The following is a 23843-nucleotide window of genomic DNA, read 5'->3' as shown; positions in this document are numbered from 1 at the left end:
TTTTCAGATAATTTAGTCTAATTAGACCATATCACATAATATAGTCTAATTAGACTAGGATCGCAAGGGGTAATATGGTCTTTACACCTCCGCCTCGCCGAATGTGTTCGGTTTTTCTCATACACGGCCGGTGTGCGGTGAAATCAGCGAGGTCACTCCTAATCTCCATAAAAAAACACAGCCCCGGAGGACTGTGCTCTGCTATCCTATATGATGTCTATTGCTTCAGCATCCACTTAAGCAGATCCGGCAGGCTCGCCCACAAGCGCGAGTGCATAATTACATATTCAATCGCTTCATTGGGATCACCCATGCCGACAAAATCCGGAAGATTATGCGGCAGCCGCTTCATGCCCAGCAGGTAATCCGGCACATGCTCGTTCACTCCGCGGGCTATGCGGTAGAGCATTTTGAGCTGCGAGGTAATACCGTTCTTCTTAAACTCCAGTACAATCCGGTCATAGGCAAAAGCCGCCGCCGCATCCTCTTCACCGTATTTCTTAATGATCCGCTCAGCCTCTTCAAGCTGGTTGCTATACAGGTATACAGCAGTCAGCAGATAGCGGGCACCGGTATTATCATCCTCATTCAGCTCCAGAATATGCTCCAGCATCTCTGTTGCTTCCTCCGCCTTACCGCCGAACCAGCAGGATTCCGCGTAGCTCTGGCAGATACGGATATAAGGGCGGGTCTCATAGAGCCCCCAGAAGAACCCTTTATGCTTCGTAAAATAAGACTCGCCCAGCTCCCGTCTGCCTGCGGCGATTCCCGCCTTCAGCAGCTCACGGGCGTCCTCCTCATTCTCCGTCTCCTCGGCCAGAATAAGGTAGGCTTCCGGGCTGTCAGGATAGAGCTCCAGCGCCTTCTCCGCCAGCTGCACCCGGCGCTTCGCAGAGGTTGCCTCCATGGCTTGGGCCAGAAGGGTCTGTGCCTTCTCCTGCGGAGTTCCCGCTCCGTTCAGCGCCATCAATTCGTCCGCTTCCCCGGCCATGCCGTATTCCTCGACATAGTTATAGATCTCTTTAACCTTGCGGGAGATCGTGGCCGTGGTAACCGCGTATTTGTCCGCCAGCTCCGCCTGCGACAGCATGAAGCCGTACTCCTCGGACAGCAGGTATTCGATCGCCGCACAGAAGGAGCCGGTCTTCTTCACGGCCGGCTTGGTCTGGCGGGAGAAGCCGTTCCACAGCAGCAGTGCTTCCAGGATCAGCTCCCGGTCATACTGTTCTCTCATGTGCTCGATCAGCTCCAGCGCCAGCTGTTCATGGGCCGGATGCTCCCAGTTCAGCTCCTTCGCCACCATCTTCTTCAGCTTGGGCAGCGTAAGCTTGCCCGCAGCAGGGGCGGCACTTACCGTAGCCGGCTGTTCCTCGTGCACGATTACGCCGGGTATGGTTACAGGTGCTTGCGCCGCTGCATCCCCTGCTGTAACCAGCCGCAGCATCGACTGGGCTGCCAACCGGTCTTTTTCCATGCAGCATTTCTTATATTTGTTCCCGCTTCCACACGGGCATAAGTCATTTCTTCCTACCTTACTCAAAACGAATTCCCCCTTAAATCAGTAACTGTACATCCGCATAAGCATCGCTGTTATTGTACTATTATAGCATTCGTTATGGAATTGTTAAAAAAGGCCTTTCCTTAGAAAGGAAAGACCCTTTATCTGTATATATCCGCACATTTTCCCCCGTACGAGTTGTATTATAGCACTTCTCCTACAACTTGTCAGTCCTTTTTTTGGGACTTTCTCCTCAGACCAGTGCCTTCATTGCGATATCACTGCGGTTCTGTTTACCTGCAAACGTGATAATCTCCGCACTGGCATAGGCCGATGTACGTGCTTCCGCAATGGTTGCCCCTAGGCCTACCACCCCAAGCACACGGCCGCCGGCGGTCACCCAGCCTCCGTCTTCGCTGCGTGCGGTACCGGCATGGAAGACAAGCGCCGAGCCGCTGTCTTCCAGCCCGCTGATCGGCACACCCTTCGGGTAAGGCCCGGGATATCCCTCCGAGGCCAGCACCACGCAGACTGCCGCCTCAATGCTCCACTCGATCGGAATATCGGCGAGTCTGCCTTCGGTCACAGCCAGGAAAATCTCCAGCAGATCGCTTCGCAGACGGGGAAGAACCACCTGTGTCTCCGGGTCCCCGAAGCGGGCATTGAACTCAATTGTCTTCGGTCTGCCGTCCGGCGAGATCATCAGTCCTGCGAACAGCACTCCGCTGAAGGGACGGCCCTCAGCCACCATCGCTCTGGCTGTCGGCTCAATAATCGTCTCCACCGCTTCACGGATGATCGCTTCATCGATATGCGGAAGCGGGGAATATGTCCCCATGCCTCCCGTATTAGGTCCTTTATCGCCGTCGAATACAGGCTTATGGTCCTGGGCCGCAGCCATCGGCCGCACCGTTTCGCCATCCACGAACGCCAGAATCGACATTTCCTGCCCGGCAAGGAACTCTTCAATGACGACCTGCGCCCCTGCTTCCCCGAAAACCTTGTCGACCATGATCTCCTGAAGGGCCTGCTCCGCTTCCTCACGGGAATACGCCACGGTTACCCCTTTGCCTGCGGCCAGGCCGTCCGCCTTGATGACAATCGGCACTTCTTGACTCCGCAGATAAGACAAGGCTGTCTCATAATCGCTGAATTTCTCATAATCGGCTGTCGGAATGCTGTATTTATGCAGCAGATCCTTCATGAAGGTCTTGCTGCCCTCAATCTCTGCGGCATTCTTCCGCGGGCCGAATACAGGGATATCCTGGGCTTCGAAGGCATCCACAATGCCTGCAGCGAGCGGATCATCCGGTCCGATGACCACCAGGCCCACCTTCTTCTCCTTGGCAAAAGCGGTCAGCTTATCGAACTCGAAGACGCCGATCGGTACACATTCCGCAAGCTGCGCAATCCCGGCATTGCCGGGCGCGCAGTAGATTTTACCGGCACGGGGACTGCGGGACAAGCTCCAGATGATCGCATGCTCGCGTCCGCCGCCGCCGACTACTAAAATATCCATAAGGCTCTGATCCTCCCAGCGTGCTAGTGTTTGAAATGGCGTACGCCGGTGAAGACCATGGCAATGCCGTATTCATTGGCAACCTTAATCGATTCCTCGTCCTTGATCGAGCCTCCCGGCTGAATCACTGCCGTAATGCCCGCCTTCGCAGCCATTTCCAGGGTATCGCCCATCGGGAAGAAGGCATCTGATGCCAGCACAGCACCCTTCGCTTTCTCGCCTGCTTGTTCAATGGCAATCTTGGCCGCACCGACACGGTTCATCTGTCCTGCACCTACACCGACTGTCATATCGTCAGCCGCCAGCACGATGGCGTTGGACTTCACATGCTTCACGACCTTCCAGCCGAACAACAGCTGCTTCAGCTCTTCTTCGGTAGGCTTACGGTCGGTTACCACTTGCAATTCCTCAGGATTCACGGAGTGTACGTCGCTCTCCTGCACCACCATTCCCCCTTCAATGGAAGTGACCACAAAGCTGCTTTTACGGGATGCAGCAGTGCTGAGGTTGCCCAGCTTAAGCAGGCGGATATTCTTTTTCTTCGTCAGGATCTCCAGCGCTTCATCCGTGAAGCCTGGGGCCAGGACGATTTCGAGGAAAATATCCTTCAGCAGATTAGCCGTGTCCGCATCAATAATCCGGTTAGCAGCAACAATGCCGCCGAAGATGGAGGTAGGGTCCGCATTGTACGCTTTTTGATACGCTTCATAGACGCTTGTGCCCACGCCCACACCGCAAGGATTCATATGCTTCACAGCTACAACGGCAGGCTCTTCGAATTCTTTGACAATCTGGAGCGCTGCGTTCGCGTCATTGATGTTGTTGTAGGACAGCTCTTTACCGTGCAGCTGCTCGGCAGCCGTAAGGGTATCCTGCGCCGCCAGCGGCTTGCGGTAGAATGCAGCCTTCTGATGCGGGTTCTCGCCGTAGCGCAGATCCTGGATTTTCTCATAAGTGACCGTATAGCGCTCCGGCAGCGGTTCACCGGTGACATTCGCCAGATAATCGGCAATCAGGGCGTCGTAAGCCGCCGTATGGCGGAAGACTTTGGCCGCAAGACGTTTGCGGGTAGCAAGGGTTGTATCTCCACCGGCGCGTACTTCTTCAAGCACATTCGCATAGTCGGCCGCATCGACCACCACACTGACAAACGCATGGTTCTTCGCCGCAGAACGCAGCATGGTCGGTCCGCCGATATCGATGTTCTCGATAGCCTCTTCATAAGACACATCCGGCTTGGCAATCGTCTCCGCGAACGGATACAGATTCACCACGACGAGGTCGATGTAATCAAGGCCAAGCTCATTCATCTGACGGGTATGCTCTTCGTTGTCACGAACGGCCAGGAGGCCGCTGTGTACGGCCGGGTGCAGAGTTTTGACGCGTCCATCCATGATCTCAGGGAAGCCGGTAACATCAGAGATGCCAATGACCGGAACGCCTTCCTTCGCCAAAAGTGTGCTGGTGCCGCCTGTGGAGATAATTTCTACGCCTAATGCAGACAACTCGCGGCAAAAATCCACGATGCCCTGTTTGTCCGATACGCTGACCAGCGCTCTCTTGATACTCACTTTGAATAGTCCTCCTCTGGATTCACGCTAGATTATTGGGGTGTTGTACGATTGCTTATGGGTTCAGCTGTTCTGAAGCTTCATATCAGAATTACCTTGTACCTATGGAGCTATGAATGATTGCCGGATGAACTGCGGATGATTGCAGCGGCGAATCCTGTAAAATAAGCTGGTAATTTAGGTAATCAGTTGTTTTGGTTGCTTCTGTCCTGCTATATATGCTTTTGTCCTTACGGCAGCAATCCTGTATTTCCGCAATTTCCGGCTATACCGCCAGATCCTCCGTCAAATATTGCCACTTGTGAAGTATTTCCCGAGAAATATCAGAATCGGCCGCAGTTTGCCTGAAATGTCGAAATCACTCCGGTTCAACAGTCAACAAGCAGCTATGCAGCAGCTTCGCTTAATCGGCAATGGTCGTCATTCTTCCGTTCAATTCTACTTTTCCGGCGGCAAAAGCACTCACTACCTCAGGATACAGCGCGTATTCCACCTGATGGATGCGTGCAGCCAGCGATTGGGCGGTATCTCCAGACTGGACCTCCACGCTGCGCTGGGCGATCACCGGTCCGGTGTCCATGCCTCCATCGACAAAATGCACGGTCACGCCCGTCAGCTTCACGCCGTACTCCATCGCCTGCCCGATCGCGTCCTTCCCGGCAAACGCCGGCAGCAGCGAAGGATGAATGTTGATGATCCGTCCGGCATACGGTGCGAGCAGGACGGGGGAGATCAGCCGCATGTAGCCGGCCAGCACCACCAGTCCGATGTTCCGGCGCTGCAATTCAGCCACAATCGCGGCCTCGTACTGCTCCCGGCCCGCGAAGTCCTTCGGCCGCAGCAGCAGAGCAGGAATTCCTGCCTCCTCTGCCCGCTGTGCTACAGGCGCTTCCGGCTTGTCCGAGACCAGCAGCTCTATGCTGCCTCCGCCCAGCCTGCCCTCCCGCTGTGCCCGGACCAGTGCAGCGAAATTGCTGCCCGTTCCGGAGGCAAAGACAGCGATTCGGCTCCACTCCATCAGACTTCAGCTCCCGTAAAGGTAACGATGCGCTCTCCTTCAGTAACTGTGCCGATCCGGTAAGCCTCTTCCCCGCTGGCCTTAAGCAGCGCAAGGGCACGCTCTCCGTCCGCTTCAGCCACGACCAGCACCAGTCCCACGCCCATATTGAACGTTGTGAACATGTCGCGGTTGCTTACCTGCCCCTTGCTCTGCATCAGGCTGAAGACCGGCTGAATCGGCCAGGAGCCGTAGTTGATCTCTACATTCACATGCTCCGGCAATACGCGGGGAATGTTCTCGATGAACCCGCCGCCGGTAATATGGGCCATGCCCTTGACCGGAAGCTGTTCGAGCAGAGCGAGCAGCGGCTTCACGTAGATTTTGGTCGGAGCCAGCAGTACATCTACGAGGGGAGCCCCGAGTTCAGGCACGACATCATTCAAGCCGTAGCCGCCCTCTTCCAGCAAAAGCTTGCGCACCAGCGAGAAGCCGTTGCTGTGAATCCCGCTCGAAGCCAGGCCTATCACAATGTCTCCAGGAGCGATGTCCGCTCCCGTCACCAGCTTGGCCTTATCGGCCACACCTACGGTGAATCCGGCGATATCATATTCGCCAGCCGCATACATGCCCGGCATCTCGGCGGTCTCGCCGCCGATCAGCGCGCAGCCCGCCTGATGGCAGCCTTCCGCGATCCCGGCTACGATCGCCTCAATCTTCTCCGGCACGACCTTATCGCAGGCCAGATAATCGAGGAAGAACAGCGGCTCAGCGCCCTGCACCACGATGTCATTCACGCACATGGCGACCGCATCGATGCCAATCGTGTCGTGGCGGTCAGCCGCGAACGCGATCTTCAGCTTCGTGCCCACACCGTCTGTTCCCGATACGAGAACCGGCTCTTCGTACTTGTCCTTATTCAGGCCGAACAGGGCGCCGAAGCCGCCCAGCTCGGTCATCACTTCCGGCCGGTATGTGCGCTTCACATGCTTCTTCATGCGTTCTACGGCTTCATTGCCAGCCGCAATATCCACTCCGGCGTTTTTATAAGCTTCCGACACTTTTGAGCACCTCATTTAAATTAGTTTAGAGCGCGGGTTCGGGGCGGCAGTGATTGAAAAGACAGGTGGTTATAGTCGTCATTCCGAGGAATATTTGGACTTCCGGCCGCTGTTATATTTGGATTTCCTGATTAGAACCGCCGGCCGCGGTAGAAATTCAAATATAAAGGCGGACGCTACCGCTCCTACAGTTCCAAAATTCCTCTCCATGACTCCAACCACCGGGTTTTCAAACCCGTGCCGCAAGCCGAAATTTCGCGCCTTGCACAGCGGCAAGGGGTCGGCGCTGTGCGAAGCCCAGCGCCTCCTTAGGCAACCGCTCCCCCGACTTTGCGATAGCAAACAGGACAGGGACGGGAGCTCTCCCCGCACGGGGCGAAGCCGTGCGGTCTCTGGGGCGACAGAGCCTCCGATTGTGCGACAGCAAACAGGACAGGGTCTGGGGCACTTCCCCGCACGGGGCGAAGCCGTGCGGTCTCTGGGGCGACAGAGCCTCCGACTTTGCGATAGCAAACAGGACAGGGGCGGGAGCTCTCCACGCACGGGGCGAAGCCGTGCGGTCCCTAGCGCGACAGAGCCTCCGATTTTGCGACAGCAAACAGGACAGGGTCTGGGGCACTCCCCGCACGGGGCGAAGCCGTGCGGTCCCTGGGGCAACAGAATCTCCGGATTTGCGCAGCAAACAGGGCAGATTCTGGAGCCAGAGGGCCCGGCGGACCGCAAGCCGCCGGGGGGGCAGCGCCGTGAAGCGTGTCCCGTCCGTGCGCAGCACACAGGGACAAAGCGGGCACCCGCACCCACGCCCTCTTAGCAAGTTTAGAGCAAACTCCTCACACCAAACTTTCGGGTGGCCGGAGGGCAGCGCCCTCCGGAATCCCCCTTTGTAAGGGGGACTTAGGGGGATGGGCACCAGATGTTAACACGAGCATCCGTCCTTCTCTTCCCCGCCGAAATCCACCTGTGTCGGGTAATCATTGTCGAAGCAGGACAGGCATAGACCGCCTTTGTAGTCGTCACTATTATAGCCGCCGATGGACTGGATCAGTCCGTCGGGCGAGAGGAACGCCAGAGAATCGGCGTTGATCTCCTCGCACATCTCGGCGATGCTCTTATACGAGGCAATCAGCTCGCGGCGGTCGGGTGTATCAATGCCATAGAAGCATGGATTCTTGAACGGCGGCGAGGTAATCCGCACGTGGACCTCTACGGCTCCGGCTTCGCGCAGCAGGTTGACGATCCGGCGCGAGGTGGTGCCGCGCACGATGGAATCGTCGATCATCACTACGCGCTGGCCTTCCACGACGCGGCGTACCGCGCTGAGCTTCATCTTCACGCCCTGCTCACGCAGCTCCTGGCTGGGCTGGATGAACGTGCGGCCGGTATATTTGTTCTTGATCAGCCCCAGCTCGTACGGGATGCCCGTCTGCTCGGCATAGCCGATGGCGGCGGAGATACTGGAATCCGGCACGCCGGTGACAATATCCGCATCCACGAAGGCTTCGAGCGCCATCCGGCTGCCCATCCGCTTGCGCGCGGAGTGCAGGTTGGAGCCGTTCAAGTCGCTGTCCGGGCGGGCGAAGTAGATGTACTCCATCGCGCACAGCGCTTTGCGCTTAGGCTCGGCGAAGCGGTCTTCGCGGAAGCCATCCTTATCGAGCACCAACAGTTCACCCGGTTCAATATCACGCACCAGCTGGGCACCGATGACTTCAAGCGCACACGACTCGGAAGCGAAGACATAGGCTTCGCCCAGACGGCCCATCACGAGCGGACGGAGTCCGTGGGTGTCTGATGCGACAATCAGCTTGTCATTGGTCATCAAGAGGAAGGCAAAGCCGCCGACCAGCTGCGACAGGGCATCCTTGGTTGCTTCGACAAAATCCTTCTGCGAACGCGCAATCAGATGCGCCAGCACCTCGGTATCACTGGTCGTCTGGAAAATCGAGCCGCCCTGCTCCAGCTGCTTGCGGATCAGCGGTTCGTTAACGATATTGCCGTTCGTGGCAATCGCCAGATCGCCGTCACGGTATTTGAAGACCAGCGGCTGCGCATTGGTCAGCCGGCTGTCTCCGCTGGTCGAGTACCGTACATGCCCGATGGACATGTCTCCCACCAGCGAAGCAATCTTGTCTTTGTCGAACACTTCCTTCACCAGGCCCATGCCGCGGTGGTAGTTGAAGTCGCGTCCATCCGCCACGCAGATGCCCGCGCTCTCTTCTCCCCGGTGCTGCAGAGCGTGCAGGCCGTAATAGGACATGGAAGCGGCTTCCGGGTGTCCGAAGACTCCGAAGACACCGCATTCCTCTTTTAATGTGTCAAAAATATCTCCCGAGCCCGTTCCTTCGTTGTAAAAGTCGCCGGTCCACAGGATAGGGGCTTCCTGCTTGTTCCCGGTCTTTATTTCATAAGACATGGAATAGCATCCTCCCAAATGGTCTTGAGTTCAGTAACGGCTTCATCCAGTGCAGCCGATCCGTCCAGATCAACACGCAGGCGGTCCCCGCCAACGGTTCCAATGATCTCAACAGGTACGCCGTAAGCGGCTACTGCAGCCTTCAGCTCTTCTGCACGGTCAGGTGCCGAAGTCAGTAGGATACGGGACTGGCTCTCGCTGAACAGCGCCACATCCGGGCGCAATCCGCCGGCAGACAGCTCAATATTCGCGCCGATCCCGCCGCTGATACAGCTCTCTGCCAGTGCTCCGGCCAGACCGCCTTCCGACAAGTCATGCGCCGAGCGGACCAGACCGCTGCGGATTGTAGCAAGTACGGCATCCAGCAGCTTGCGCTCTGTAGCCAAGTCCAGCTCCGGTGGACGGCCTTCAGTCACTCCGTGAACGGCATACTGGAATTCACTGCCGCCCAGCTCTGCCTTCGTCACGCCAAGCAGCAATACAGCATCGCCTTCCTGCTTGAAGGCCTGGGTTGTAATATGATCGGTATCTTCAATGAGCCCTACCATACCGACAACCGGTGTCGGGTAGATAGCTCCCGAAGCATTCTCATTGTACAGACTGACATTCCCGCCGATAACCGGCGTATCCAGCACCCGGCAGGCTTCCGCCATACCGTCTACCGCACGCTCCATCTGCCAGAAGATCTCCGGCTTCTCCGGGCTGCCGAAGTTCAGGTTGTCCGTTATCGCCAGCGGCTGGGCACCGGAGCACACGATATTGCGCGCCGCTTCGCTAACAGCAATGCGTCCGCCCACTTCTGGGTCGAGATAGACGTAACGGCCATTACAGTCCGTAGTCATCGCCAGCCCCTTACGTGTACCGTGGATAGTTACTACAGCCGCATCGGAACCCGGACGAACAGCCGTACTGGTGCGGACCATATAATCGTATTGGTTGTATACCCAAGCCTTGCTGGCTACAGTAGGTGAGCCCAATACTGTACGCAGCGCGCCGCCCAGATCAGTCACTTCCTCATAACGAAGTGTATCAATAGAGGCATTCTCCTCATAGTAAGCAGGAACGGCAGACGGTTTGTTATAAATCGGACATTCATCTACCAGCGCCTTCACCGGCATATCACCGACCACTTCGCCGTGATGGAACAGCTTCAGGCGGCCGTCATCGGTCACCTTCCCCACCTTGCGGCAGATCACGCCCCAGCGGTCAAAAATCTCCTGCGCCTGCGCCTCATCCTTAGGCTCCACCACGAACAGCATCCGCTCCTGCGATTCCGAGAGCATCATTTCATACGGGGTCATCCCGTCTTCACGCTGCGGCACCTGATCCAGATACAGCTCCAGACCATTACCCGCCTTGCTCGCCATTTCCGCGCTGGAGCAGGTCAGTCCGGCTGCGCCCATATCCTGAATGCCGAGGACGATGCCGCTGTCGATCAGCTCCAGACAGGATTCCATTACCAGCTTCTCCATGAACGGATCGCCGACCTGAACTGCTGTTTTCTTAGCTTCGGATTCTTCACTAAGCTCCACAGAGGCGAAGGTCGCACCATGAATGCCGTCACGGCCAGTAGGCGGACCTACGTAGAACACGGGGTTACCTACCCCTTTGGCGACACCGCGCTGGATTTTATCATGGTCAATCAGACCGACACACATTGCGTTCACCAGCGGATTGCCGTCATAGCTGTTGTCGAACATAATTTCCCCGCCGACGGTAGGGATGCCGATACAGTTGCCGTAGCCTGCGATCCCGGACACAACATGCTCGAACAGATATTTAACCCGGTCGCTCTCAAGCTTCCCGAACCGCAGGGAGTTCAGCAGCGCCACCGGTCTTGCTCCCATGGAGAAAATATCGCGGATAATCCCGCCCACCCCGGTCGCCGCGCCCTGATAAGGCTCTACTGCCGACGGATGGTTGTGGCTTTCGATTTTGAAGACAACGGCCTGGTTATCACCGATGTCCACGATGCCCGCGCCTTCGCCCGGTCCCATCAGCACCTTCGGCCCGCTTGTCGGGAAGCGGCTCAGCAGCGGCTTGGAGTTCTTATATGCACAGTGCTCAGACCACATGACGCTGAACACACCGATTTCTGTATAGTTGGGTTTACGTCCCATGAAGGAGGTAATGAGCTCATATTCGCTGTCTGATACACCGAACTGACTGTAGATTTTCTGCTCCGCGATCTGCTCTGCGGTCGGCTCCTTAGCGGATACTTGCTGCGTCATAACGATCCCTCCATGTCTTGAGAATGGATGTGAACATCCGTTTGCCGTCTTCCGAGCCCAGCAGGCTATTGGCTGCACGCTCCGGGTGAGGCATCATGCCGACTACATTGCCCGCCCTATTACTGACTCCGGCAATATCAGCCACCGAACCGTTCGGGTTGTCACTGTAGGTGAATACGATCTGATTATTTGCTTGCAGCTCTGCGAGCGTCTCTTCATCACAATAATAATTGCCTTCGCCATGCGCGATCGGAATGACGATCTCTTCATCCTTCGCATAGTCAATAGTAAACGGGGTTGTGTTATTAACGACCTTAAGCACCGTGTCATGACAACGGAACTTCATCGACATGTTGCGGCGCAGCGCGCCCGGCAGGAGCCCCGCCTCGGTCAGAATCTGGAACCCGTTGCAGATACCAAGCACGAATTTGCCCTGCTCTGCCGCCTTAGCCACTTCAGCCATTACCGGAGCGAACCGGGAGATTGCGCCGCAGCGCAGATAGTCACCATAAGAGAAGCCGCCAGGTACAAGGATGCAGTCATACGCCGACAGGTCTGTCGCTGTATGCCATACATAATCTACTGGTTCGCCAAGACTGTCTTCTACTGCCTTGTAGCAGTCAATGTCACAATTGGAGCCTGGAAAGACAAGTACCGCAAATTTCATGACGTTTAGTCCTCCAATTCGTAGCGGTAATCCTCGATCACCGTGTTGGCCAGCAGCTTCTCGCACATTTCCTTCAGGCGTCCTTCCGCTTCTGCGCGGTTATCGGTATCCAAGGTCAGCTCCATATATTTGCCGATCCGCAGACTTTCAACTTCCTGGAATCCAACGGAATGCAGGGCGCCCTGCACGGCAACTCCCTGAGGGTCGAGCACGCTTTTCTTGATGGTGACGTAGACTGTCGCTTTTAACATACGCTTGTAGTTCCTCCTAGAATTTAATGAACTGAATTGGGCTTAATGGCAGCTTGCTTAACTGCATAATGTACAGCTATATTCTCAATATTCCCTGCAAAATTAGCCTTAGTTGCATTTCATACAGCTATTTCTACGGACATCTGCGTTTCAGGTCATCCCGCTAATGTTTAGTTGTACCGGATACAATTAAACAGCAAATGGCCTCTTTTTCGGGCAAAATAACTGTAGAGAATGCAATTAAAGTTGGCTGCAGCTGTTCAGAATAGGATCATACGATAATCTATAACGACTTCCCGGTCAGGCGGTGATAGATATCCAGATACCGGCGCGACGTCTCTTCAACCACCTCAGGCGGCAACGGGTCCGGCTTACTGTTCTTGTCCCAGGAGGAGGCTGACAGGTACGTGCGGACCGGCTCCTTATCCATGCTGTCGATCTCGATATCTAGTGCGTACTTGTCCTTGGCCCAGAAGCGGGAAGCATCCGGCGTGAAAATCTCATCGATCAGAATCACCTTACCGTCCAGCAGACCGAACTCGAATTTGCAATCGGCGAGGATGATGCCGCGTTCTTCACAATAGGCTCTGGCAAAAGCGAACAGCTTCAGGCTCTTCTCCTTCAGCTCCAGCGCAAGCTCTGCGCCGATCTGCTCCTGCATCTGCTCAAAAGGGATATCCTCATCATGGCCGACATCATTTTTGGCTGCCGGTGTGAAAATCGGTTCGGCCAGCACTGCATTCTTGTGCAGTCCCTTAGGAAGCACGATTCCGTTCACCTTGCCGGTCTCCTGATACTGCCGCCAGCCGCCGCCGGTAATGCAGCCGCGCACGACACATTCGATATCAATCCGCTCGGCTTTGCGGACGACCATGATCCGGTTCTTCAGCGCTTCACGGTCCTTCACAATATCCCCGAGCTTGTCCACCTCGATATGCACCACATGGTTCTCGATCAGCTCCCGGGTCTGGCCGAACCAGAAGGCGCTGAGCCGGTTGAGCACATTGCCCTTATCCGGCACCGCCGGGTCCAGCACATAGTCGAAGGCAGAGATGCGGTCTGTCACCACGATCAGTACCTCATCCCCCAAATCATACAGCTCACGAACCTTGCCTTTGTAGAGCAGCGGCGCATTTACAAGTTCCACGGCAGTGGATACGGCCGATGATGTCATGACCTTTCCTCCCTTGAACAAATGATCTTGCTACATAATTATTCCTTCGGGTTAATAGGGTCACTGCGGGAAGTTTTGGACTTCCGATCGCTGTTATGTTTGAATTTCTTGATTTGGACCGCTGGGCGGTGAAAATCCAAACATAAAGGCGAACGCTAACGCTTCTCCAGTTCCAAAATTCCTCTCCGTTCCTCCTTTAACCCCAATGTCTAATCGTGTCCCCCTGTCGCTTACGCTCCAGAACAACTACTGCCCCCACCGCACGCCCAACTCTTCTCCAGCTCATCAGTTCACCACTGACTTACTATTTTTAAAGATTAGATTAGTTCCAGCTTGCGGAAGATGGTGTCCACATGCTTCAGATGCCAGGAAGGATTGAACGCATCCTCGATCTCTTCTGCGCTAAGCACGGCCGTGATCTCCGGGGTTGCTTCCACGATGTCACGGAACTGGGTCTGCTCCTCCCAGGCCTGCATCGCACGCGGCTGAACAGTGTCGTACGCCTGCTCGCGGCTGAAGCCCTTGTCGATCAGCTTCGTCAGAATACGGCCGGAGAACGGAACGCCGAAGGTACGGTTCATGTTGCGCTTCATATTCTCAGGGAATACGGTCAGGTTCTTCACGATATTGCCGAAGCGGTTCAGCATATAGTTCAGCAGCATGGTCGCATCCGGCAGGATGATCCGTTCTACGGAAGAATGCGAAATATCGCGCTCATGCCACAGCGACACGTTCTCGTAAGCTGTCATCATATGGCCGCGGATGACGCGCGACAGGCCGGAGATGTTCTCGCAGCCAATCGGGTTACGCTTGTGCGGCATAGCGGATGAACCCTTTTGACCCTTGGCAAAAGCCTCCTCTACCTCGCGGATCTCACTCTTCTGCAAAGCGCGGATCTCGGTAGCGAACTTGTCGAGGGAAGTAGCAACCAGTGCCAGCGCCGCCATATACTCTGCATGACGGTCACGCTGCAGCGTCTGGGTGGAGATTGGTGCCGGGCTGGTGCCCAGCTTGCGGCAGACGAATTCTTCCACGAACGGGTCGATGTTGGCATAGGTGCCGACCGCCCCGGAGATTTTGCCGAATTGTACGCCATTGGCGGCATGACGGAAACGCTCCAGGTTCCGCTTCATTTCCTCATACCACAGCGCCATCTTCAGGCCGAATGTTGTTGGCTCGGCATGTACGCCATGAGTACGGCCCATCATCGGGGTATCCTTGTAGGCGATGGCTTTGTCTTTTAGAATCTCAATGAACCGGATAATATCCTGCTCCAGAATCTCGTTGGCCTGACGCAGCAGGTAACCCAGCGCCGTATCGACCACATCTGTCGAGGTTAGTCCGTAATGCACCCATTTGCGCTCTGAGCCAAGACTCTCGGATACGGCACGGGTAAAAGCAATCACATCATGGCGCGTTTCCAGTTCAATCTCATCAATCCGCGCGATATCGAATTTGGCATCCTTACGCAGCTTCGCGGCATCCTCATGCGGGATCACTCCCAGTTCGGCCCACGCCTCACAGGCGCAAATCTCAACCTCCAGCCACGCGTTGAATTTATTCTCTTCGGTCCATATGGCCCGCATCTCAGGTCTGCTGTAACGTTCAATCATAGCTTGTCAGTTCCTCCAAAGGTTAGTTTGCTCTACCCAGGACAATCCGTCTCCGGTGTCCTTGCAGAGCAGGTTGATATGGCCCATCTTGCGGCCGGTCTTGCTCTCGGTCTTACCATATATATGAAGCTTGGGTGATACTCCAAGCCTGCTCACTTCTTCATTCGCACGGCAGGCTGCCTGAACGGCTCCGTCCAGATGCTCGCCGAGTACATTCACCATCACTACAGGAGTCAGCAGCTTCGTATCGCCGAGCGGCAGATTGCAGATCGCCCGCACGTGCTGCTCGAACTGCGAGGTCACGCAGGCATCCATCGTGTAATGGCCGGAGTTATGCGGACGCGGGGCCAGCTCATTGACGAACAGCTCTCCGTCCTCCGTCACGAACATCTCTACCGCCAGCAGCCCGACGGCATTCATGCCGGACACAATCCGCTCGGCCAGCTCACAGGCCCGCCGCTGAATCTCCTCTGGCACCCTTGCAGGAACAATGGAGAGATGCAGGATATTGTTCACGTGAATGTTCTCGGCGGGCGGGAAGCTCTTGACCTCCCCCGAGGCGCTCCGGGCGGCGATGACCGAAATCTCGCACTGGAAGGCGATGAATTTCTCCAGCACCAGCTCCGGTACATCTGCTTGCGCACCCGGCGCGACTCGCCGGAACGCTGCGGCCAGCTCTTCCGGCCTGCGGATGACGGCTTGTCCCTTGCCGTCATACCCTCCTGTGGCTGTCTTCAGCACACAGGGCAGGCCCAGGTCGGCAGCCGCCGCTTCCAGCTCCGCCAGGCTGCCAACCTTGCGGTACGGGGCAACGGGCACGCCCGCTGCCTCGATGGCCGCCTTCTCGCGCAGCCGGTGCTGCGTCGTATACAGCAGCGCGCTGCCCTGCGGCACGTACGACTCCTCCGTCAGCAGCGCGGCTACGCCCGCATCCACGTTCTCGAACTCGTACGTGATGACGTCCGAGCGCCGCGCCAGCTCACGCGCGGCGTCCCGGTCGTTATACGCCGCAGTGATCTGCGGCGTCACCTGCCCGCACGGCGCATCCTTTGCCGGGTCCAGCGCCACGAAGCGGTAGCCCATGGCGCTGCCGGACAACGCCAGCATGCGCCCAAGCTGCCCGCCGCCGAGCACGCCGATCGTTGCGCCGGGCAACAGCGTCCGTGGCAACTGTGCCCCGGTCTCTTCCCGCTGTGCTTCAGCCCCGGCAGCTATCGCTTCGCCTTCAGCCTTTACCATTCGTCCAGCTCCAGCACCTTCCGCTTCGCCTTCAGCCTTTACCATTCGTCCAGCTCCGGCACCTTCCGCTTCGCCCTCAGCCTTCATAGCGCGCTCTGGGCCGCTCTCCAATCCCCCGGCCTTCAGCTCCTCCGGGCTCATAGGCTCTCGCTGCTTTCCAGCACCTCTTGCTGAGTCGCCTCGCGCCGCAGCTGCACCCTGTCCGCCACCTCCGGCTCGAAGGCGCCGATGATCTGCGCCGCCAGCAGTCCCGCATTGATCGCTCCGGCGCGGCCAATTGCTACCGTCGCTACAGGGATGCCCGCAGGCATCTGCACAATAGACAGCAGCGAATCCATGCCGTTCAAGGCCTTAGACTGCACAGGTACACCGATGACCGGCAGCGTGGTCTTCGCAGCCACCATACCCGGCAGATGCGCCGCGCCGCCCGCTCCGGCGATAATAACCCGCAAGCCGCGCTCCGCTGCCTCTTCGGCATAACGGAACATCAGATCCGGTGTGCGGTGTGCGGAGACAACCTTTTTCTCATAAGCTATATCCAGCTCCTCCAGCACTTCACAGGTATGCCTCATCGTTTCATAGTCCGATTTGCTGCCCATAATGACACCTACTTGCACAGACATCGTTCACCCAGCCTTCCATTTCCGTTATAGAGATTTCTCTGATTTCAGTGTGTCCCGTTTCCTGCCAATTCCCGCGTTGACCGAGAAAAATAGCCCGGACTCCAGACGCATTCTGCTGCGGGTGGACCCGGACTACTAAGGAATCAGGTGATAACCGCCTGGCAGCTGCACAGTCCCCGTCCTTACAGACAGGAGAATGCAGGAACACCGCCCCGGTCTGCGGGGAGGCTATCTGCTGCCGTTCCAGTTATCCTATTTCCTCGTAGTCCGGCAATTTACGGTTACCGGGTAGAAACTTCCGGGCCCTATCCCCGGTTTTATACGAGCTCTTCATAGATTCAGTTTAACAACGCCCTACACATCATGTCAACTTAAACACGAACATTGTCATATCATGTCTGTATAATGTTCGCTTTTGGGCTTGATTGAAAATCTTATTCCCGCTAATCCGCCCATCCTCGTATTAAAATAACCCCACAAAGTGGAGCTTAGCCTCGAAGATAACTCAGGTACTTTGCGGGGACCCCAAAACATATAAATATCTCCTAAAAAAAGGGGAACGCCGCAGCGTCCCTCTACTAAATTCCCTATTATTTAACAACCAGCACCGGAATGCGCGCACTTTGCACCACATTATGGCTGACGCTGCCCAGAACGAATTCCCGGATACCGCCCAGCCCCCGGCTGCCGATTACGATCACATCTGCATTCTGCTCTTTGGCATAATTCAGAATAATTTCCGCAGGCGATCCCTGCAGCAATTCTACCGTAGCATTCAGACCTTCGGCTTCCAGCCGGCTTTTCACTTCATCCGTAGTCTGGACCGCGAGGTCATAATAATCCTTGTTCACCGATGCCGGCAGAGGCGCGAGAGCTTCCCCGATGAAGAATCGCGGGAATTCAAATGCGTGTACGACGTACAGGGAGGACCCTGGCGTTACCTTAGCCAGCTCAATCGCCCGTTCCAGAGCCTGATTCGAAGCCTTTGAACCGTCATAGGCAAGCAGAATTTTAGAGAATAACATATACGCCACCTCTTTCTATTATTTACATCATTACCAAGCCCTTAAGCGGCTTACCTCAAAAAATATCCATACAGCACCATATTCAGCAGCAGCAGCAGCGGAATTCCGAGTCTGAAGGAAGTATGCCTTGTCTTGTGGCGTTTGCGGTACATGGCAATCAGCACACCCAGCGCACCGCCCATGAACGCCAGCAGAAACAGTGTTTTCTCCGGCACCCGATCCCGTCTTTTCCGGGCCTTGTTCTTGTCTTCCGACATCACGACATACCCGATAATGTTGATCAGCGCGAACCACAGCAATACCACCTTGACCATCCTTCCGGCCCCTCCTCCTAGCATCCTACTCTGCTCTCTATTATATTACCCTTTCCGGCAAAAAACCAATAACCTCACATCACCGGCCCTGCAACCGCCGCTCTTTCTTGCTCCGCCCGCCTGCGGCTCCGGCTTCCCTGATCCAGAACCAGGACAGCACCGCCGCAAGCACCGCTGCAATGGCGCCCAGCCAGAAGCCTCCGCGCAGGCCATACGCCGCACTCATCCATCCCGCCACAAAAGGACCGCCGGACATGCCGATCGCATACACCGCCTGATAGAAGCCCATCGCCGTCGCCCGCTTGAACGGAGCTACCCCGGAGACCGATTTACCCAGCAGGAGCGGGAAGATCAGGCCCTGCATGAAGCCGTTCCCGATCTGTGTTATGCATAACGCCGCAAGCGTGGGCATCGAAGGAATGAGCAGCGTGAACACCGCACTTCCGGCAAAACCCAGCATCAGCGTCCCCCGGTCGCCCAGCCACCGGCCGAACAGCCGCGCTCCATAGAGGGTCGCTACCGCATGAGGCAGCATAAAAGCCAGCGTCAGCCAGCCGAGACTCCCCTTGCTCGCGCCAATATAGAGCGCCTGATTCGGCGTGTAGCCGAACATTGTAATGAACAGCACACAATGGGCCAGCACTGATAACAGCGATACTTTTACCAGCAGCGGCTCCTTCACGACACCGGCCAGATCCTTGAGCTTAATCGCTGCACGCTTCTCCAGCTGTTGCTCCGGAAGACGGACGACCAGCAGCATCGCGGCCACCGCCACAACCCCTCCGATGATGAACGGGGTATTCCAGCCGAAGTGGTCTACGATATAGCCGCTGATCATCATGCTGGTCAACTGGGCAATCACCGTGGTGAACTGGAGCATCCCCATAGCCCTGCCCGCCTCTTCTTTCGGAAAATACCCTGCGAACATCACCGAGTACACGACCCACGCCGATGCTGCTATCCCCGAGACCGCCCGCGCCGCCAGCGCCCAACCCGGATGTGCCCCTGCCAGGAACAGCAGACAGCTCGCTCCGCTTGCAATCAGTCCCAGATAAATGAACGGCCGCCGCCGGTTAAGCACATCTGAACCCATCCCTATCGGCAGCCGGAACAGAATCTGCATCAGGCCGTATATCCCAAGCACCGCTCCTACCATGACATAAGAAGCTCCCAGATGCTCCACATAAGGCGAGAGCACAGGAACATAGATATATGAAGAGAACCAGAACATAAAGACAATCACCAGAAAATACAACCGGCTGCTCCCCTTCGTACCCGGAGCCTCTGCCGCTTTCTCCACACCCGCTAAACCTTCAGCCGCCGCCACTTCTCCACCCGCCCCACTCTATTTACCGGAGCCCTAACGCCTGACCCCGTATCAATCTTCTACAGTAAAGCATATCTGCCGTCCCTTGAATAGTCCTTAAGCCGCAACAAGACCACCGGTATATCCCGGCAGTCTTATTAGGGGCCTTTCTTTGTCACCTAGTCTTTCACTCATGAGCGCATCCACCTAACAGCTCTATCCCACATCAGGTTAGCTTGCCCAGTTGTACGGCCTTCCAGCTGCTTGGACTACTTGCCCTTCTGCTTCGCTTCCATCGCCGCCTTCAACAGGTCGCCAAGATTGTTACCGGCACTTTCCGTCTTGCTGTACTGCTGAACCAGCTTCTGCTGCTCGCGTTTGTTGATATGCTTGTGATCCTTATCCATCGTCTCTGTAATTCCGCAGCCGAGGCACTGCACATACTTCCCGGCCTTGCCCTCCTTCATCTCCATCTTCTTATGGCACTGCGGGCAGCGGCGGTTCGACAACTGCTTCTCGCCCGCCCGCGTGTAGCCGCAGTCCTCCTTCGGACAGACCAGCAGCTTGCCGCGTTTGGTCTTCTTCTCTAACATCCTTGTTCCACACTCCGGACAATGGCTGTTAGAGACATTATGCGGCTTGTATTCCGCTCCACTGTTCTTCACCCCGGACACCAGCTCCTGGGCCATACTCCGGATACCCTGCAGGAACGGCTCCGGGCGCCCCTGCCCGCGCGCAATTCTCTCCAGCTCTGCTTCCCAGCGTGCCGTCAGCTCCGGTGTACGCAGCTGTCCCGAGACCAGTTCAATCAATTGCTTGCCCTTGCCAGTCGGATGCAGCAGATTGCCCTGCCGTTCAATCGTATCCGAGCTGACCAGCTTCTCAATGATATCCGCACGGGTGGCCGGTGTCCCCAGCCCATGCTTCTCCATCTGCGTCAGCAGCGTCGCTTCATTATAACGCTTCGGCGGCTGAGTCCGTCCCGGCTTGATGATGCAGCGCGCAAGCTTCACGCTATCGCCTTCCCGCAGCTCCGGCAGCTTCACACTGCCTGCTGCGGGTTCATCCCCCGCATTCTCCTCTTCGTCATCCTGGCTCATATCTCCGCCGTATACCTCACGCCAGCCTGCATCCTTGACGGTAGTTCCCTTCACATAGAAGCTTTCACCATCGACGGTTACCGTCACAGCTACGGCGTCATAACGGGCCGGAGGATAGAACAGGCTAATGAACCGCCGTACGATCAGATCGTAGAGCTTCCGCTCTTCCGTACTCAACAGATTGAGCAGCACCGTCTGCTCGGTCGGAATAATCGCGTGGTGATCGCTGACCTTGCTGTCATCGACAATCCGCTTTGTGATTGGCAGCGGCTTCCGCAGCAGCGGTCTGGCGAGAGCTACATACGGACCTACAGCCACGCTGTCGAGTCTTTCTTTTAGCGTACCCGTCATATCAGCGGTCAGATAACGGCTGTCTGTACGCGGATAAGTGACCAGCTTATGCTGTTCATACAGCTTCTGGAGCACACTTGAGGTCTGCTTGGCCGAGAAGCCGAATTTGCGGTTGGCATCCCGCTGCAGCTCAGTCAGATCGTAAGCCAGCGGATGAGGCTCGCTTTTCTCACTCTTCAGGACCTTAGTAATCCTTCCGTTGCGGCCTGTAAGCTTATCTTTAAGAACTCCTGTCTTCTCTCTATCAAAAATCCGTCCATCCCCGCCCTGCGCGCGCCATCCCGCCTGGAAATTCCCGAAATCCCCAGTCAGCAGATCATATTCCTGGGAACGGAAGCCGGTAATCTCATTCTCCCGGTCCATAATCATTCCTAAGGTAGGTGTCTGCACACGCCCCGCAGAGAGCGGCGCGCCGAACTTGCAGGTTAAGGCCCGGGTCACATTCAGCCCGATCATCCAATCCGCCTCAGCACGGCAGCGGGCAGATTCATACAGCCGGTCGAAATCCCGTCCAGGCCGGAGCGAAGCGAATCCTTCCTTAATCGCCTTATCCGTCTGCGAAGAGATCCACAGCCGCCGGAACGGCTTTTTCCAGCCAGCCATATTCATAATCCAGCGCGCCAGCAACTCACCCTCACGCGCCGCATCCGTTGCTACGATCAGCTCTTCGATATCCTGCCGTTTCATCAGCTGCTGCACAGCCTTATACTGCTGGCTGGTCTCGCGCAGCACCTTCAGCTTGGCCTTCTCTGGAAGAATCGGCAGATCCTCCAGCGCCCAGGTTGCATATTTATTGTTATAGTCCTCAGGCTCAGCCAGGCCCACCAGATGCCCCAGCGCCCAGGTCACCACATATTTCGGACCTTCCATATAACTCTTCTGTTTATTCCCACAGCCCAGCACCCGCGCAATCTCACGGGCCACCGACGGCTTCTCTGCCAATACTAATACCTTCATCGTCCAAACCCCTCCTGTCATCAACAACCTATTATAACATGACATACAAGTCCGCAATTATCATCAGGCCGAATTCCCTCCACTTCAGCTAGACTAGAATCATCCCCCAGCCGAAAGGAGTCACAGCCAATGCCCGCCTCAGAATTGTATAATATTATACCAGTAGGAGTAGTAATGGGAACACCGCAGAACCTGCGACTTGAGATTAGACCCGAATACAGACCTGCCTTGAAGGGGTTAGATGCTTTCAGCCACTGCCAGATCCTGTGGTGGATTCATGAGTTTGCAGAAGATTGCTTCCGGGAAACTACGCAGATCGAGCCTCCCTATAATGCGCCGGTCAGTGGTGTTTTTGCGACCCGGTCACCGGTCCGCCCTAATCCGATTGGACTTACAGTTGCCCGTATTATATCCGTCGATCTTGATCAGGGAATTGTGGAGGTCAGCGGACTGGATGCCTATCAAGGAACACCTGTACTTGATATCAAAGCTTATTTCCCTTCCACCGACCGTGTCTATCAGGTTAGAGTGCCCGAGTGGGCTGCCTCATGGGGGGAGTGGACTGTAGAGTAACCATAGAGGAGAGGACTTCATGAAGAACAGCCAGCTTATTCTGCAGGCCACCCAATATATTGAATCGAATCTGAAGCAGCCGCTGTCTGTTCGGGACCTCTCCAAAGAGACTGGGTATTCCTTGTTCCACTTCATCCGCCTGTTTCAAGGGGTTACAGGGTTCACCCCGGGCGACTATATTGCAAGACGCAGGATTTCCGAGGCGGCCAGGGAGATTCTTGGCAGACCCGAGCGGACCTTTCAAGAGATCTCATTGGACTATGCTTATAATGATTACGAGACCTTCACCCGGGCCTTCAAAAGACTGCTGCACACTACTCCCACCCATATCCGCCACAAGTCTAACCCGGACATCCCTCTGCTGCTTCACCCCTTACAGCCGGCTGATTTACCACATTGGTCAGACCAGAAGGGCGCCTCTCCTGACCTGATTGAGCTTGGTGAAATCAGGCTTCAGGGGCCATTCATTACCGTTACGCAAGATCAGTCGGTCATCGGATCAGCATGGGAGCAGTTGTTCAGCAGCCTTTCCGCTATCCCGGACCGCAAGCTTCCAGAACAATATTATCAGCTAGGCTATTGGCCGGATAACTATGAGGACCAGGGAATCTCCTTTCACATTGCCTGCGAGTTGAATACCCCGGCATCTGTACGTGACGGCACTATCGTTCAGTCGAGCTGCGAACAAACAAGCCACAATCTACCCATTCACACACTGCCTCCAGCACGTTATCTCAGATTTAAGCATACAGGACCATCCGCAGAAGTATCTGCCACCTACAAATATATCTATGGCGTTTTTCTGCCGAGAACCGATTACCGCCTGAACCTCTCTTATGAATTTGAATACTACGGCCAAGACTATCTAGGCCCCCACCATCAGGACTCTATAAGTGAAATCTACATTCCGTTAACGCTGCTCTAATCAGGAACAAAATGCCTGCGGCATCCCCATTGTGATCGGTTTTTCGATCACATTCGGCCCACACACCTCTGCCGCACCGAATGTAGTCGGTTTTTCGACCATATCCGGCCTACACGCCTCTGCCGCACCGAATGTAGTCGGTTTTTCGACCATATCCGGCTCACACGCCTCTGCCGCACCGAATGTAGTCGGTTTTTCGACCCTATCCGGCTGTTCGGTGAAATCAGCGAAGTCATTCCAATTACTGATCCAGAATATTTTCATCCTGCCGATGCTCCAAGACACTTCCCCCCAACTTTATGCACAACTTATCCGCATCGGATGTAAATCATAATTTCCTAATCAGCAAGATAACCCCACAAAGCGGGGCTTTAGCTTCGATGATGACTTAGGTACTTTGCGGGGACCCCAAAACATAAAAAACCAAAAAAGCCC

At 55.9% G+C, this 23843-nt stretch carries 20 protein-coding genes and 1 riboswitch; of the genes, 2 read left to right on the top strand and 18 right to left on the bottom strand.

Annotated features, from left to right (window positions below):
- Positions 1–217: 217 nt before the first annotated feature.
- From MKX51_RS01755 to MKX51_RS01675, 17 genes are all read right to left on the bottom strand, one after another.
- Positions 218–1540 carry an SEC-C metal-binding domain-containing protein gene (locus tag MKX51_RS01755; RefSeq protein WP_340990970.1) on the bottom strand — a complete coding sequence of 441 codons (1323 nt, stop codon included), beginning with the start codon at positions 1538–1540 and terminating at the stop codon, positions 218–220.
- A 211-nt stretch (positions 1541–1751) separates the two neighbouring features.
- Positions 1752–3017, bottom strand: coding sequence for a phosphoribosylamine--glycine ligase (purD, locus tag MKX51_RS01750; protein ID WP_340990969.1), 1266 nt, complete (start codon positions 3015–3017; stop codon positions 1752–1754).
- 23 nt (positions 3018–3040) lie between these two features.
- A complete protein-coding gene (gene purH, locus MKX51_RS01745) occupies positions 3041–4588 on the bottom strand; it encodes a bifunctional phosphoribosylaminoimidazolecarboxamide formyltransferase/IMP cyclohydrolase (RefSeq protein ID WP_340990968.1) in 1548 nt (515 codons plus the stop codon).
- Between the two features lie 403 nt (positions 4589–4991).
- The gene (gene purN / locus MKX51_RS01740) at positions 4992–5606 is read right to left on the bottom strand and encodes a phosphoribosylglycinamide formyltransferase (RefSeq protein WP_340990967.1); all 615 of its coding nucleotides are present in this window, start codon (positions 5604–5606) and stop codon (positions 4992–4994) included.
- A complete protein-coding gene (gene purM, locus MKX51_RS01735; protein WP_340990966.1) occupies positions 5606–6646 on the bottom strand; it encodes a phosphoribosylformylglycinamidine cyclo-ligase in 1041 nt (346 codons plus the stop codon). Before purM ends, purN begins: the two co-directional genes overlap by 1 nt.
- 916 nt (positions 6647–7562) lie before the next feature.
- Positions 7563–9059 (bottom strand): amidophosphoribosyltransferase, encoded by a 1497-nt coding sequence (gene purF, locus MKX51_RS01730; protein WP_340944370.1) that lies wholly within the window; start codon positions 9057–9059, stop codon positions 7563–7565.
- On the bottom strand, positions 9044–11290 hold the full coding sequence (gene purL, locus MKX51_RS01725) for a phosphoribosylformylglycinamidine synthase subunit PurL (RefSeq protein ID WP_340990965.1): 2247 nt from the start codon (positions 11288–11290) through the stop codon (positions 9044–9046). The genes purF and purL overlap by 16 nt, the downstream gene beginning before the upstream one ends.
- Complete coding sequence (gene purQ, locus MKX51_RS01720) at positions 11268–11957, bottom strand: phosphoribosylformylglycinamidine synthase subunit PurQ (RefSeq protein ID WP_238653883.1); 690 nt, start codon at positions 11955–11957, stop codon at positions 11268–11270. The genes purL and purQ overlap by 23 nt, the downstream gene beginning before the upstream one ends.
- 5 nt (positions 11958–11962) lie before the next feature.
- Entirely contained in the window at positions 11963–12208 is a 246-nt protein-coding gene (purS, locus tag MKX51_RS01715; protein ID WP_019913657.1) for a phosphoribosylformylglycinamidine synthase subunit PurS, read from the bottom strand.
- Between the two features lie 283 nt (positions 12209–12491).
- Entirely contained in the window at positions 12492–13382 is an 891-nt protein-coding gene (locus MKX51_RS01710; RefSeq protein WP_340944372.1) for a phosphoribosylaminoimidazolesuccinocarboxamide synthase, read from the bottom strand.
- A gap of 317 nt (positions 13383–13699) precedes the next feature.
- The gene (gene purB / locus MKX51_RS01705; protein ID WP_340990964.1) at positions 13700–14995 is read right to left on the bottom strand and encodes an adenylosuccinate lyase; all 1296 of its coding nucleotides are present in this window, start codon (positions 14993–14995) and stop codon (positions 13700–13702) included.
- A gap of 6 nt (positions 14996–15001) precedes the next feature.
- Positions 15002–16234 (bottom strand): 5-(carboxyamino)imidazole ribonucleotide synthase, encoded by a 1233-nt coding sequence (gene purK, locus MKX51_RS01700; RefSeq protein WP_445322050.1) that lies wholly within the window; start codon positions 16232–16234, stop codon positions 15002–15004.
- Positions 16235–16371: 137 nt separating this feature from the next.
- Entirely contained in the window at positions 16372–16857 is a 486-nt protein-coding gene (gene purE / locus MKX51_RS01695; protein WP_340944374.1) for a 5-(carboxyamino)imidazole ribonucleotide mutase, read from the bottom strand.
- Between the two features lie 243 nt (positions 16858–17100).
- Positions 17101–17202: riboswitch (purine riboswitch) on the bottom strand.
- Between the two features lie 245 nt (positions 17203–17447).
- Positions 17448–17882 carry a universal stress protein gene (locus MKX51_RS01690; protein WP_340944376.1) on the bottom strand — a complete coding sequence of 145 codons (435 nt, stop codon included), beginning with the start codon at positions 17880–17882 and terminating at the stop codon, positions 17448–17450.
- Positions 17883–17932: 50 nt separating this feature from the next.
- Positions 17933–18196, bottom strand: a complete 264-nt coding sequence (locus MKX51_RS01685; RefSeq protein WP_036693313.1) for a DUF1294 domain-containing protein — start codon at positions 18194–18196, stop codon at positions 17933–17935.
- A 79-nt stretch (positions 18197–18275) separates the two neighbouring features.
- The gene (locus tag MKX51_RS01680) at positions 18276–19523 is read right to left on the bottom strand and encodes an MFS transporter (RefSeq protein ID WP_340990962.1); all 1248 of its coding nucleotides are present in this window, start codon (positions 19521–19523) and stop codon (positions 18276–18278) included.
- A gap of 248 nt (positions 19524–19771) precedes the next feature.
- Positions 19772–21910: a DNA topoisomerase III gene (locus tag MKX51_RS01675; protein WP_340990961.1), complete on the bottom strand. Its 2139-nt coding sequence runs from the start codon at positions 21908–21910 to the stop codon at positions 19772–19774.
- 174 nt (positions 21911–22084) lie between these two features.
- Here MKX51_RS01675 and tsaA point away from each other — a divergent pair, with 174 nt between their 5' ends.
- The gene (tsaA, locus tag MKX51_RS01670) at positions 22085–22483 is read left to right on the top strand and encodes a tRNA (N6-threonylcarbamoyladenosine(37)-N6)-methyltransferase TrmO (protein ID WP_340990960.1); all 399 of its coding nucleotides are present in this window, start codon (positions 22085–22087) and stop codon (positions 22481–22483) included.
- Positions 22484–22502: 19 nt separating this feature from the next.
- A complete protein-coding gene (locus MKX51_RS01665) occupies positions 22503–23408 on the top strand; it encodes an AraC family transcriptional regulator (protein WP_340990959.1) in 906 nt (301 codons plus the stop codon).
- Here MKX51_RS01665 and MKX51_RS01660 read toward each other — a convergent pair whose 3' ends face one another.
- Positions 23409–23672 carry a hypothetical protein gene (locus MKX51_RS01660; RefSeq protein WP_340990958.1) on the bottom strand — a complete coding sequence of 88 codons (264 nt, stop codon included), beginning with the start codon at positions 23670–23672 and terminating at the stop codon, positions 23409–23411.
- Positions 23673–23843 lie beyond the last annotated feature (171 nt).

Origin of the sequence: Paenibacillus sp. FSL M7-0420 (genome assembly GCF_038002345.1) — a bacterium.
Taxonomy (GTDB): Bacteria; Bacillota; Bacilli; order Paenibacillales; family Paenibacillaceae; genus Paenibacillus_AQ.
Note: the sequence above shows the minus strand (reverse complement) of the source record. Positions and strands in the feature narration are given on the sequence as shown.

Bases quoted from the DNA above. Each gene is read 5' to 3' on its own strand.
- purD (WP_340990969.1), bottom strand. From the start codon at position 3,017: ATGGATATTTTAGTAGTCGGCGGCGGCGGACGCGAGCATGCGATCATC.
- purN (WP_340990967.1), bottom strand. From the start codon at position 5,606: ATGGAGTGGAGCCGAATCGCTGTCTTTGCCTCCGGAACGGGCAGCAAT.
- purF (WP_340944370.1), bottom strand. From the start codon at position 9,059: ATGTCTTATGAAATAAAGACCGGGAACAAGCAGGAAGCCCCTATCCTG.
- purL (WP_340990965.1), bottom strand. From the start codon at position 11,290: ATGACGCAGCAAGTATCCGCTAAGGAGCCGACCGCAGAGCAGATCGCG.
- purQ (WP_238653883.1), bottom strand. From the start codon at position 11,957: ATGAAATTTGCGGTACTTGTCTTTCCAGGCTCCAATTGTGACATTGAC.
- purS (WP_019913657.1), bottom strand. From the start codon at position 12,208: ATGTTAAAAGCGACAGTCTACGTCACCATCAAGAAAAGCGTGCTCGAC.
- MKX51_RS01710 (WP_340944372.1), bottom strand. From the start codon at position 13,382: ATGACATCATCGGCCGTATCCACTGCCGTGGAACTTGTAAATGCGCCG.
- purB (WP_340990964.1), bottom strand. From the start codon at position 14,995: ATGATTGAACGTTACAGCAGACCTGAGATGCGGGCCATATGGACCGAA.
- purK (WP_445322050.1), bottom strand. From the start codon at position 16,234: ATGGTAAAGGCTGAAGGCGAAGCGATAGCTGCCGGGGCTGAAGCACAG.
- purE (WP_340944374.1), bottom strand. From the start codon at position 16,857: ATGTCTGTGCAAGTAGGTGTCATTATGGGCAGCAAATCGGACTATGAA.
- MKX51_RS01690 (WP_340944376.1), bottom strand. From the start codon at position 17,882: ATGTTATTCTCTAAAATTCTGCTTGCCTATGACGGTTCAAAGGCTTCG.
- MKX51_RS01685 (WP_036693313.1), bottom strand. From the start codon at position 18,196: ATGGTCAAGGTGGTATTGCTGTGGTTCGCGCTGATCAACATTATCGGG.
- MKX51_RS01675 (WP_340990961.1), bottom strand. From the start codon at position 21,910: ATGAAGGTATTAGTATTGGCAGAGAAGCCGTCGGTGGCCCGTGAGATT.
- tsaA (WP_340990960.1), top strand. From the start codon at position 22,085: ATGGGAACACCGCAGAACCTGCGACTTGAGATTAGACCCGAATACAGA.
- MKX51_RS01665 (WP_340990959.1), top strand. From the start codon at position 22,503: ATGAAGAACAGCCAGCTTATTCTGCAGGCCACCCAATATATTGAATCG.
- MKX51_RS01660 (WP_340990958.1), bottom strand. From the start codon at position 23,672: ATGAAAATATTCTGGATCAGTAATTGGAATGACTTCGCTGATTTCACC.